This is a genomic window from Paraprevotella xylaniphila YIT 11841 (genome assembly GCF_000205165.1).
Taxonomy (GTDB): Bacteria; Bacteroidota; Bacteroidia; order Bacteroidales; family Bacteroidaceae; genus Paraprevotella; species Paraprevotella xylaniphila.
Genome location: NZ_GL883836.1, coordinates 68,381 through 81,784, shown reverse-complemented (window position 1 = coordinate 81,784; position 13,404 = coordinate 68,381). Strand labels below are relative to the sequence as shown.

At 50.5% G+C, this 13,404-nt stretch carries 7 protein-coding genes; all 7 read right to left on the bottom strand.

The annotated features are described in order from the left end of the window. Positions 1–31: 31 nt before the first annotated feature. A complete protein-coding gene (locus tag HMPREF9442_RS05605; protein ID WP_008626301.1) occupies positions 32–1,402 on the bottom strand; it encodes a glycoside hydrolase family 43 protein in 1,371 nt (456 codons plus the stop codon). 15 nt (positions 1,403–1,417) lie between these two features. After that, positions 1,418–2,470, bottom strand: a complete 1,053-nt coding sequence (locus tag HMPREF9442_RS05600; RefSeq protein ID WP_040602694.1) for a glycoside hydrolase family 43 protein — start codon at positions 2,468–2,470, stop codon at positions 1,418–1,420. A 104-nt stretch (positions 2,471–2,574) separates the two neighbouring features. Continuing rightward, complete coding sequence (locus tag HMPREF9442_RS05595) at positions 2,575–3,741, bottom strand: alpha/beta hydrolase-fold protein (RefSeq protein WP_008626297.1); 1,167 nt, start codon at positions 3,739–3,741, stop codon at positions 2,575–2,577. Positions 3,742–3,809: 68 nt separating this feature from the next. Continuing rightward, complete coding sequence (locus HMPREF9442_RS05590) at positions 3,810–6,776, bottom strand: glycosyl hydrolase 115 family protein (protein ID WP_008626296.1); 2,967 nt, start codon at positions 6,774–6,776, stop codon at positions 3,810–3,812. Positions 6,777–6,979: 203 nt separating this feature from the next. After that, on the bottom strand, positions 6,980–7,141 hold the full coding sequence (locus HMPREF9442_RS16425) for a hypothetical protein (RefSeq protein ID WP_008626294.1): 162 nt from the start codon (positions 7,139–7,141) through the stop codon (positions 6,980–6,982). Positions 7,142–7,167: 26 nt separating this feature from the next. Then, positions 7,168–9,033 carry a hypothetical protein gene (locus HMPREF9442_RS16685; RefSeq protein WP_008626292.1) on the bottom strand — a complete coding sequence of 622 codons (1,866 nt, stop codon included), beginning with the start codon at positions 9,031–9,033 and terminating at the stop codon, positions 7,168–7,170. A 162-nt stretch (positions 9,034–9,195) separates the two neighbouring features. Continuing rightward, a complete protein-coding gene (locus tag HMPREF9442_RS05580; RefSeq protein ID WP_253271035.1) occupies positions 9,196–13,236 on the bottom strand; it encodes an ATP-binding protein in 4,041 nt (1,346 codons plus the stop codon). Positions 13,237–13,404: the final 168 nt, after the last annotated feature.

Here is a 13,404-nt window from a genome sequence, read left to right as displayed (position 1 = left end):
TTTCAATCTACTTATTTTCATACCTTTTATTTCATTTAAAATACCAATAATCAAAATTAAACAACTCATGAGGCTTCTTTCCCCGGCATACGAAATACAAATCATGTATTCCCGTAACGGCTTTCACATCCGTAGCAAACTCGCCCCACTTATCCCACTCGCCAGTATAAGGAATGCGGACCTTGCCTATGATTTCACCGTCACGCCCATCTATGCGCAACTCCATCTCCCCACCATGGTAACGGCTGGAAGCAGCTGCCACGAACTTCTTCGAGCCGGAATCCCCGAAATCCACATCGCGCACCTTGATATAATCCCCGTCGTGTATTCCGGTGATATATACCCCTTTCTCGGCCGAAACGGCAGAAGTCACCCCTTCCGACCAAGCGATAGTCTCGGCTTCCGTTCGACGGTAAGGGTCTAACGTGCCGACACCTTGCTTCACCCCCTCGTATGTCATGTGCAACTCCGGAATCGTCCCGTCGGCACCGTAAGCAAACTCTTCCACACACACCGAACGGCAATAGCTGTGCCCGCCGGGCAAGGCATCGTTATGATAGAAAAAGTAGGAATGTCCCTTAAAATCCACGATACCCGGATGGTTGGTGTTGCTTCCTTTCTCCGTCGGCATGACCACACCTTGTGCCTCCCACTTTCCACCGGCAGACTTTGCCATGGAATAATGGATGGATTCGGGGAATCCGGACGCATAAACCAGATAATAACGCCCTTGCCTTTCATAAATCCACGGTGCCTCCGTGAAGCCTCCAGAAAAGGACGAAGCATCCTTCCGGTCGATGGCCTCGATACCTCCGTCCAACGACACCATGTCCTCCTTCAACTTGGCACGGTAACACACGCCATTTCCCCAATACAACCATGCTTGCCCGCCATCGTCCACAAACACGGACGGGTCGAGATCATCCCAACTGTGCTTGGCGTATGTGGTCATGTCATTCGTCACCAACGCATGTCCCAAAGCGTCCTTGAAAGGACCGTAAGGGGTATCACCTACGGCCACACCGATGGACGAGCCGGGCTTAAACCGGTTCTGCGAAGAAATATACCAATAGAACTTGCCATTCCGCCCGATACACTGCGCCGCACTGGCATCGCCCGCCGACCAACCGAAAGCGCTCGTACGGAGCACCGCACCGTGGTCGGTCCAATTCACCATATCCGTAGTCGTATACAAGCGATACTCCCGCATCAGGTAGGCATTCCGAGGTGCGTCCTTTTCGTCACACCCTACATATAAATACAAGGTGTCCCGGTACACCATCGGTGCCGGATCGGCCGTATAATGGGTCTGCACTATCGGATTTTGAGCAGACAAGTCCATGAAAAACAAGCCTAAAGACAAGGCCGACAAGACTTTCATAACTTCCACTTGCTTCATCATATCATCGTATAAAGATTACTTCACCGCACCATCGGTGTTTACCGCACGCTTCTTCACTTCCTTCGGTTCCTCCGGATAAGGATTAGCTATCCGCGATACGTCTTCAGCCGTTTTGGGAGGTTGCGTCAGTCCGGCTTTCGTCTGTTCCACGTATGCCATGGAACCATCGGGCAAATAATACAGATAGTCCGCACAAACACTTCTGCGCCCTGTGGCACCGGCCTGATTCCCGATGACAAGCGAAGCATTGTGATAGAACAGATACCACTGTCCTTTGAATTCTATGATTCCGGGATGTATCGTGAAACTGTTTTCCGCCATGCCGGTCAAAGCCCCCCGGTAAGTCCACGTCCCGCCTATGGATTCCGCTGTGGCATAGTGTATCATCTCACGCCCCTTTCCCATCGAAGCATAGGTCAAGTAATACAAATCTCCCCGTTTATGCAACCAGGGTCCTTCCACGTAATGGGGCAATTCCAATATTTGTATCTCTCCATCCAATTCCGTCATATTCGATTTTAGTTTGGCCAAGAAACATGTCCCGTTCCCCCAACTCAACCAAGGAGTCCCCTCATCGTCTATGAAAACCGTAGGGTCGATGTCGTTCCACCATCCCCTTTTTCCGTTCGGAGTCATGGCATCCGTAACCAACGGTTTCCCGATGGCATCCTTAAAAGGGCCCGTAGGACTGTCTCCCACAGCCACACCTACCGCCTTGCCCGTATAAGGTTCGCCAGCCTGCACTGTGGTATAATAATAGAACTTCCCGTTTTTTTCCACCACTTGGGAGGCCCAAGCCTCGCCTACGGCCCAAGAAAAATCAGTAGGTTTCAATACAGCCCCATGGTCTGTCCACGTCTTCATGTCCTTTGTGGAATAGCACAGCCATTCCGTAATGTTGAACATCTCTCCGTCACGTGCCTCATCGTGTCCTACATACAAATACAATGTCCCGTCGTGAACCATGGGAGCCGGATCAGCCGTAAACTTATCCGTCACAATGGGATTGCCCTTCATCCCAAATGTCTTCACAGCCGGAACTTGACCATGTCCCAATAACGAACACATCATAACCATCCCGAATATCAAGTTCTTCCTCATGTGTATAACTTCTTTAACTCATGTCCTTACTTACGTTTTATAATCTCATCCTATCAGTTCCGTCCTAACCCTCACTCCTTGAACAACAAAGGCAGGAACTCATTCAAGCAACGCCGCCATGTTAACCATTCATGATGTGTGCCGGGCGAGGCATAATATACGTGGTTTATACCTGCTTCCTTAAGCGATTGGCTCATACGGTCACTCCCCATGCCTTCTTCTGTTCCTTGACCTATAAAAAGTGTATGTACTTGGCTGTTGAACTTCTCCGCATCGGCAAACACACCTCCGTACACGCCTTTTATATCCTGTCCCGGAGCCATCAATATGGCTCCACTGAAAGCTCCGATATGCGCAAAGCGATCCAAATGTGTCAACGTGATTTGGAAAGTCTGATGTCCTCCCCACGAAAGTCCGGCCATTGCACGATGGTCACGGTCGGTTTCCACACGGAACGTCTTCTCCACAAACGGAATAATGTCTTTCAACATGATGTCACCAAACGATGCACCGAATTCATCCCGCGTCTCTCCTCTTTTTGCCCCATGGATATATCCGCAATTACCGTAATCCATCACCACAATCATGGGTTTACATTTCCCACTCGCAATTTGTCCGTCCAGAATATTGGCCATGTGTCCCTGTTCATGCCAACCACGTTCATCTTCCCCCATGCCATGCTGCAAGTAAAGCACCGGATATTTCCTCTCAGGCGAAGTCTCGTATTCCGCAGGAGTATAAACAAAACAGCGACGTGCACGTCCTTCTACCTCAGAATAATACTGGCATTCACGCACCTGCCCATGGGCAATGCTGCGATTAAACGTGTAGTATGCGGACTCTTCCGGAGTTTCCGGTATCTCTATTCCGCTTGCCATACGGCCGCAACCGTAAAAACAATCCGAAGCCGGATCTGTCACCTGCACGCCATCTACAATGAAAAAATAATAGTGGAAACCTACCACCAACGGGTCGGTCGTTACCGTCCACATCCCGTCACGGCCTTTTTTCATCGGATATTTCTTCCCACAAATATCGGCTTGCACAGAAAGTGCTTCCGGGGCACGCAACCGGAAAATGGCCCGCCGCTGCCCGTCCACTTTCGGATACTCTGCCATCGGCACATTGTAGATGGAACTTTCCACGCCTTGCGCCCACAAGCCTTGGCCCCCACCGACCGTAAGGGTCCCCCATACGAAAGCCCATATCATTCTCGAATTCCGCATTCCTGTTTTCATATTCCAATCTTATTTTAATGAATACCAATTAAATTTCCAAAACACCATACGTTCCACCGCTTCCGCTCTCACTGATGCCTGACCGGTGGTGCACCGAAATAGCTCGGATGCGTATTGTCGGGATTGAACACCAACTGCTCCAAAACAATTTCCGGATCTACCATATAAACCTTGAACGTATGCAATCCCGGTTGGTCCACCTTGAATTCTGCCGTCAGCCAACGCAGGTTGTCGAACACTTCGTTGCGGCAGAATCCATTCCCGTTGATGAGCTTCAACGTCCGGTTACGAGGAGGAAGCGGTTTGAGATTCGGTGACTTCCGCAAGTTCTCCGGAGTATATTCCCGGAACTCATCCTTGAATCCCTGACGGGCATCCAACGTGCGAACGGCTCCATTGTCTAAACCAAAAGCCAACCGCAAACCCCGTTCGGGTGCCACATCCTGCGTGGGAAGGATACCGAGACAAACTGTCTGCATCCCCGTATTCGGAAAATAAACCTGATATTCCAGAGATGGAGCATCCTGGAACGCCTCAACCGAAGGTGCCGTGACCGGTGTCAGTCCCATGCAGCCCTTACCCCGGCCCAAACCGGGCAGGAAAGTCCACTTTGCATATCGTCCGGGCCAACAAGCGTTGAACTGCCATGCAGGTACGGAGAACTCATTTCCGCAAGCATTTCCGAACCAGTGCCCCTCTACCTGAACGGGCCTCTCAGCTTTTACCACACGGAGTTTCACCGGCACACGCTCCCTTCCCCGACAAATATAAAGCATGCCTTCCGTCTTTCCGACCTTTACTTTCGTCCAATCTATACCGACCCAAAGACGGGTTTCTGTTTCCACTGTCCCTTTCCTAAGGCTCACGTCCATCCATGGCTCGCCGGCCTTGACCTTGAAATCGAACGCCCTCGTCCCCCGATTGAAGATGTCGATGTAATACTTACGGTTCTCAAAATTATCAAAAACCGGGAGTTCCAAATCTCCTTCCGGCGATGCCGCCTCGCTTCCTTCCACGGCCACGCCCATCACGGGCTTCGACAAAGGCTCCACACGTACCACCTGCGGAACGGAATCTTTTTTAGGCATCGACCATTGGGTATATCCCAAATGAATATCGCTCATCATCTTCTCCCATTTTCCTCCGGCCAACACCTTATTATAATAGGCGGTCATGGCCGTATCCGCCATATACAAATCCTCCACCCGCCGCGCATAATCGTTTGCCGTCACACGTCCTTGCCGCGCATAAAGTTGGTTCTTTGCCGCAGCTAAATAGATTTCTGCCACTCCGGCCGAAGCTTTGGCCGGATAAAGCACCAACTGGTAATAAGCGTCTTTGTATGCCTGAGGCATAAGTTGTCCTACAGAATCCGCATCATGTACCAATGCACGCCATAACTCCGTCACACGGTCGGCTTCACGGTGATTTACGACGCTGAATATATCGGTGGACTGCACTTCGGGTTTCCGCCACAGGTTATATTGGGAATAACGGGACACAATGCCGGCAATGGCATCCGCATGCGCCCCGCTGAAATTCTGCCGTGCCCACCCCCTCAGGTAATCATCCGTTTCATCCGCTTGTATGGCATCTGGATTCCAAGCATAACGCATAATAAAATCAATAGGCAATTCCTTTGGCTTCAGGTCTCCCACATTCACAATCCATAAGTCGTCTATGCCCGATTGGTAAGCCAAATTGAACTGTTCGCGCAACTTAGGGATGGTCGTAGTGTTAATCCATCGGTCATTCCACGGTCCGCCGTTCATGTCAATATGATAATACAGCCCCATGCCTCCTTTACGCCGCTGTTCCCGCCACGGTCCTACCCTGCGGATATATCCCCAGTTGTTATCACAGAAAAGCAGCATCACGTCATCAGGCACCTTGAAACCTTTGTCATAATACCGTTGTACCTCCGTAAACACCGCCCAAAGTTGCGGTATTCCGGCAGGGTCTTTCCCATGTACACGTCCGAGAATTTCACGTTGTCCTTTAATCACATCCGACAACACAGCCATGTTCTCCTCATCCGTGCCGCCTCCCATGGCCACATCCCCATCACCGCGCATTCCGATGGTCACGATACTTTCGTACTTACGGCTCCGTTCCGCCCCTTCGACGAAGAAAGAATCAATGCCTTCTTTATTAGTGGCGTAATCCCAAGGCCCTACTTCTTTCCGCCGCTTGGTATAATCCTTATGCGGACGCATCATCGGCTCATGATGGGAAGTGCCCATCACGATGCCCATATCGTCTGCCAACTGTCCGTTCGCCGGGTCATCCTCATAAAACGAACTGGCCCACATGGCCGGCCACATGTAGTTGGCTTTCAACCGGAGCAACAGTTCGAACACATGGGCATAAAAGCGGCTGTTGAACCCACCGAACTTCGTGGATGCCCAACCGCCAAGGCTCGGCCATTCGTCGTTCAGGAAAATACCACGGTATTTCACTTTCGGTGAACCCTGTACATACCGCCCCGGATTCACAAACAATACTTCGTGCCGCTGTACTGGAACGTCGGCAAAATAGTGCCACGGCGAAACACCTATCTTTTCCGAAAGGTCATATATGCCAAAGATTGTACCACGCTTATCACTCCCCGCAATCACGAGGTTCCCCTCCACCGTTTGAACCAGGAAGCTCTCCCATTTCCCTTCGATGGCAGACACGTCAATTTTCCCCTGTTTCACCCATTCGTCTATCCGTCGGTTCCGGCCGAGCGTCCCGGCTATCACAGTTCCCTGCCCCATGGGCAAAGCCGTAGAGACATCGGCTTTCGTTCCGGTCACTTTTCCGATGTCCGTCCCCAAATTTAGGGCGGCAAGATACACACCTTTATAATCTGCCGTATCCACATGGATGGTAGCGGCACGCCCGTGCTCGGCAAGACAAAAAGCACCGCGCAATGGCGAGAAGGCCACATGGCCTGCCCCCCATGCACTCACTATCCCTTCCACAAAGAAGAAAGTACAAACCCATATTTTCAAGAAAGTACAAACCCATATTTTCAAGAAGTTACTTTTCATGGTTCACCTTTTATTGTTTCTCGCAAAGTTACACGAAAAAGGCATTGCTTAATTTCGCCTATGTAACATTATTTTTTGATAAAGTAACAAAAGCGCTTTTTTATCCCATAAACGGGAAAAAAGTGCGCCGGGAATCACTTCCCAGCGCACTCCGCATTCTAAATCTAACTAACATTATATGAAAAGACTTGTGCTGATATCCATCACCAAAGGCTGTCCCAAATGTTCTTGTTAGCCTCTGAGCCCATTCCCGTGTCGGAAGGAGAATCGGATACTCCGGGACAACCATCAGAAGCTTGCAACACCATTTCTTTTGTTTCCAACTCCGTCACCTCCATCACGGGAGACTGATATTCTTTTTTCATCGTTCTTCTGTTTTATAAGGTTATACTTATTTTATGATTACTTTTTTCACGCTGCCGTCCGAGTATTTCACGACATTGATGCCTTTGGCCAGGCTTTCCATCTTGCGGCCTTGCAGGTCGTAAACGGCTGCTGTGCCAACCATTCCGTCCGCTACGGCAGAGATTCCGGTCGTCCCGTCCTCGGAGAAGCCTATGCCTATCGAACGCACGTTCACGCCCGCAGCCTCCGGCAACGAAAGGTATGCCGTGAAAGGAGTGACGCGCTGCTTGCCGTCCTCCTGCACCTTATAAAAGGCAGTGCCTTCTGCCTGGGTTTGGAGCACATAGCTGCCCTTGGGAGCCATCGCGCCGTCTGCATACGAAGCGGTCAGGATGCCGTTCACAAGGGACTGGGGCGTAGCGGTCACCTCCACGCCTGTCGCCGTGAAACCATATTCACCGTTGCCGGACAACAATGCGGGTGCATTGGCTGCCAACGTGGCTGTTTCTTCGCCCACCACCATGTCGTTATTGTCCACACCGGTCAAATTGAATGCCTTGCAACCGTCAGCCACGGACACCTCGAAAGGAGACACGAAGGTTGCGAAACCAGAAGCGGGCATCGTCTTCTTCACACTGGCAGATGTCGCAGTGAAGGCATAGGGCGTACGGAAAGCGTATCCGCCCTCCAATGCCAAGTTGGCACAAGTGTACGTGCCGTCTTCACCTTTCACCACCACGTTCTTCTCGTTGGAGAGTTTCGTAGCGTCAGACACGAGGAAGAGGCAGTTCGGGTTAACGGAAACTAAAGCCATCGGCACGGCATTGGACAACCCGGTGGCATCTATCACCGTGGCCTTCGTGTCTGCCATGGCAGCTTTCATGCCTTCCGTATATTCGCCCGAGCCGTTCAGCACATAATCCACCTCGGTTTTGCTGTAATCCACAGCGATAATGTCATTGACTACCGTCGAACCTCCGACTTCCGTCTTCATTCCGATGAGGTGTGCCTTTCCCCCACATTCAGCTCTCACCTCAGCCAAGTCCACGGATGCATAATCCCTACCGTCATCGTTCTGCTTCACAATAGGGACATACAGGTTGTCATTGCTCGAGTTGTCGCCATTATGTTCTGCCGTGCAAAACCAGCAACGTACCCCCACATTGTTATCCTTTGGCAAGTACACCCGCAGTTCGTCGTAACCCGTCAGGTCACAATAAGAGGGCCATCCTTGCACACTGGAAGACGCGCCATAGAATATGTCCGTAACCACTCCCATGTTCCAAGTACCGTTCGCCTCCTCCTCCGTAAAGTTGAAGTTTCCGTCGTTCTTGAGCCTCGGCAAGGCATTCAGGCTTGTTTCATTTCCGGGATAAGCCTTCAACAGATTCTTCACCACCGTAATGGACTGGATGACCATGGCACCCACACCACCTTGGTCTGCCTTTCCATTAAACACGTAACGGGCAGCCGTGGGACAAAGCTGTTGGTACGTCCTTTTCGGATTTTCCGTATCCCCACTCCATTGTGCCGCATAATTGGCACTCCTCCACGAACTATACCAACCACCGCCAGCCCCTTTTCCGTCGGGAGCGATTACCTGCACATCGTTGACAAGACAAGCATACCCCTTGTCGGTACTCTCGTCTGTGGCCACATTGATATAACCGACATTGGAAAAATCTTCATTATCCAAATACAACGTAAGTGTCCAACCGCCTGCGGTGGTCGTAAGCAAACCTGTCTCGGGATTCCATGTACCTTCCCCGTCAAACACCAAGTCTTCAAGGGACACGTTGGCAACCCCGTTCACGTCGTACTGCAACGACACGGGACTCTTCTCTCCTTGGGCACACAGCCCCGTACCGGCGGTCAAGCCCAAGAAAGCCAAAAGCAAATTTTTTCGTAACATTTCTCCATAAAATTTTAGTTTAACATAATAAAGATTCTCAATACGGATACAAAATTACGCAGAAACAAACCATTCCTGTTTATTCCTGCGTAACGGATTTTTGCTATTTTGTAACAAATGCCCGGATATTACATTTCACATAGCATCCTGTTACATCAGAAGCTACTGTTCATGCCTGTCTCCTGTAACATTCCCGTCCCCATTCTTTTCCGGTCCATCTTCCGACTTGGAATTCTTGTGGGCATATTCAGTAGGCGACATACCATAATAAGCCTTAAAGCATGTAGAAAACGTAGATGCCGACCTGAACCCGGTGGCCACCGACACGCCGGTCACATCGGTATCCGTCCTTGAAAGCAGCTTTGCAGCCTGCATAAGGCGGATATTCCGCACAAAGTCGCGCGGAGTCAGTCCCGTCGCGTTTTTCAATCTCCGATGGAAATGTACCCGGCTGATACCTATTTTATCGGCAATGAATTCCACACCCAAATCCGGATTGGAAATATTCTCGTTGATCACCTTCATCACCCGTTCCATCATCTGGTCGTTCGGAGACATCCATTCTATCTTGTCTATTTTCCCTTCCTGTTGAGCCACGCTATATTTGCCCTGAAGCCTCCGCTTGTTTTTCAACAGGTTTTCCGCAGTCTGCCGCAAGACATCCATATTAAAAGGTTTGGACATATAGGCATCAGCTCCTATGGACAATCCTTCCAACCGGTCGGCATCATCGCTTTTTGCCGTCAAAAGAATCACCGGTATATGGTTCGTGTTGAAACTTCCCTTGATGTTGCGGCAAAGCGCAATACCGTCCATGACCGGCATCATGACATCGCTCACGACCAAATCCACTTTTTCAACGTTCTGGACAATGTAGTCCCATGCCTCTTGCCCGTTGCTGCATTCACAGACATGATATTCCCCGGAAAACTCACCATGCAGATAACGCCGTATAGCCGTCTCGTCCTCCACGACCAATATACGTCCGTGCTTGCTTCCGCCTTTCTTTTCTTCCGGCAATTCGGCTACCGTCTCTGCCACATGCTCTGCCTCCAACGGTGCGGAATAAACAGCCCGGGGCATCTTGTCATCCGAAATGTCTTCCAACAATTCCAACGCCTGAGGCATCTGCACGATGAAACGCGTGCCCTTGCCCTTAGGATTATTCTCTGCCCAAATATGCCCCTCATGCAGCTCTACCAGCAACTTTGTCAGGTTCAGCCCTATGCCTGTACCGACGTAATCGCCTCCCCACTTGCCTGAATAGAAACGCTCGAACACCCGCTTCTTCTCCTGGTCGGGGATTCCCACCCCACTGTCCGTCACCGAAAGCCTGAAGTCCCGTTCGCCCGAGACATTGCCGTCCACCTCCTTCAGTTCGATGGTAATGTCACCCCCGTCGGGAGTAAACTTGAACGCATTCGACAGCAAATTCATGATTACTTTGTCGAAATTCTGCGGATCCACACAAACATCCATCCGTTCCATGTCGTGCACAAAGCAGAACGTAATGCCCCGATTACGAGCCGTGGTTTCAAACAACTCATAGAGATTATTGACAAACCCCACCATTTCCACCTTATGGTATTTCAGACGGAACTGCCCTTTTTCTATCTTACGCGCATCCATCAACTGATTGATCAGCCGGAGGATACGCTGAGAGTTCTGATACATGAGCGAATAACTGCGTTGATGCGCTTCATCCTGATCTTGCTTCATCAATTTCATAAGCGGACTGAGGATAAGCGTCATCGGCGTACGTATTTCATGACTGATATTCATGAAAAACTGGATCCGGGCCTCATTCAATTCCTCTTCCTGGCGATGCTTTTCAAAAATCCGTTTGGTTTTGAAGTGCTCTTTGACTTGCAAAAATACCATATAGCAAATGAAAAGGAAAAGCACGCAATAGACCATGACTGCCAATGGAGACAGGTACCATACCGGATGCACCTTCACCGTCAGTTCCTTCACATCCGACGACTCCCCGTATGCCTCCGCCTTTATCCTTATGCGGTAGGTTCCCGCCTCCATGTTCACAAAAGATATGCGGTTCTGCCCATGTTCCAAGGCCATCCATTCACCATCATTGACACAATACCGATAGGTCACGCGAGAGTTGCTGAAAGACATCGTGGAAAGCTCTACACTGAAAGATTTGTCATGATGGGAAAGGTTTACTTCGTCCGTCAACGGAAGCCAACGGTCGATAATCGTATAATGCCCGGAACGGTCACCCGCATGAACCGCTTTACCGTTGACGTAAAAATCCACGATGCGCAAATCCATTTTTTCCAGGTTCACGCCATCCCTCTTTCCCACATCAGAAGGGCGGAAACAAGTCAGCCCGTTGATTCCTCCGAAATACAACAGACCGTTTTGGGCATACGAAGCCTTCGCACCGAACTCATTGCCTTGCAACCCGTCTTCGATACGATAATTGTCGAAAGTCTCCTTGGCCGGATTGAAGCAAGCAAGCCCGTCATCCGTACCCACCCACACCTTTCCGCCGGCATCCCTCTCTATGCTGCACAGAGAATTCGTGGGAAGCCCGTCTGCCGCCGTATAAGACTTCATACTGCCGTCCTTTACATCGAAACGTACCAGACCGGTAGACGTAGCCACCCAAAGCACCCCGTCTTCACCAATCTCCATATCCCGGACATTGGCTTTTGGCAAAAACCTCCCTTTCCTTTTAGGACCTTCCGGTGTCAACCGGAACACATCCATCCCGTCCGCCATCCCCACATAAAGGCAATCCCCCCATACCAATAACGCCGTAATATAAGAGTTATACAAAATCCTGTCAGGATAACGAACCTCGTCGCCCTCCCTCACTTGATAATGTTCCAATCCATGCGTCTTCGGCCGGTAACAGTACAACCCGTCACCGTTCGTGCCTATCCAAATGTTACCGGCCCCGTCCTCCACCATGGCATACGCATTGGGGATTTTCTCCCCACCCTTTACCCATGCCCCGATACGGGTACATTCCCCCGTTTCCGGATTCATTTTCGATACACCCGACCACGTGGAACCAAGCCATACACCTCCTTCCGAGTCCACCAGGATGCTCACCACCGTAGAAGGCATGGTCTTCACCACTCCGGGCTTGAAATGCACGCTGCTGCTCCCGTCCGCTTTCAGATGGTACACCCCGCAATGGTCGGCTGCCAACCATAAGTCGCCCCTGCCGTCTCCGACAATGGCGGTCACGCAGTTCGTGCCGATGGTGTTTTTCTGTACCGATCGCCGCCCTACATAGTCGAAGCCCGTAGCCATGTCCGGCATAACCCATACGCCTTTCCAATACACACCTACCCATGTATTCCCGTCACTGTCCACAATGGCTTCTTTCACATTGGAGGTAGCCAGATTGTACTCATACGTACGGATAGGACTTTGGGTGATTCGTCCCGTAGACTCGTCATACACCCGTAAGCCTCCCCCATCGGTGGCAATCAGGACCTGCCCGTCCGTTCCGGGATTGATGGAAGCGATGACTCCACTTTCATGCCCGGAAGAAACCCGGTAGAAACTACGGTCCTTTTCGGAATAACACAGAAGCCCGTCATTCTGCATAGCCAAATAAACACGCCCGGACGAACTTTGGCAAAAATCCACGGCACCCGGTCGCCGGGCCAACCTATGCACCTTCCCTTCCGCACGACAGTATATGCAACCATCCGCCCCCAACATCCACAAACGCCTTTTTTTATCTTCAAACAGTTGCAAAAGAGGAGAGCCACTTTGCATTTCTTTCGTTTCCTTCAAATACATTTTGCCCTTGTCCCCTTTACACAACAGGTATAATCCATATCCTGCCGTACAGACGTATACGTCTCCCCCGGAAAGCTTGGCCATCGAAACGATATGGGCAGAAAGCGTATCGCCTCCTTCTGCCAACAGAGGTACATCGGTAAACTTATCCGTATCGTAAGAATAAACCTGCACCCCGGACTCCATGCCTACCAACACACACCCGGGTTCTACTTCCAAGACGCAAGTGACGATATCATGCCCCAAGGTTCCCGACATCCCGTCCTGATGCCGGTAAACATTCATTTTCACCCCATCGTAACGGTTCAGGCCACTTTGGGTACAAATCCAAACGTTTTTCCGACTGTCCTCCGTTATGGAACGGATACGTGTATTCGACAATCCTTGATCGGACGTAAAAGAAATTGGCGACTGTGCTTTCATTGCGATAACACACACAGTCCAAAATAAACTTAAAAAATACTTTCTACCGTTCATGGTTTTAGATAAAATATCAATTCAATAGATTCTTTCTTCTATATCTCCGTTAAATCCCCCCCTGTTTTTGAACGCCCAAACGGCCTATCTCTTAACAAGAGAGCGACTGGCATA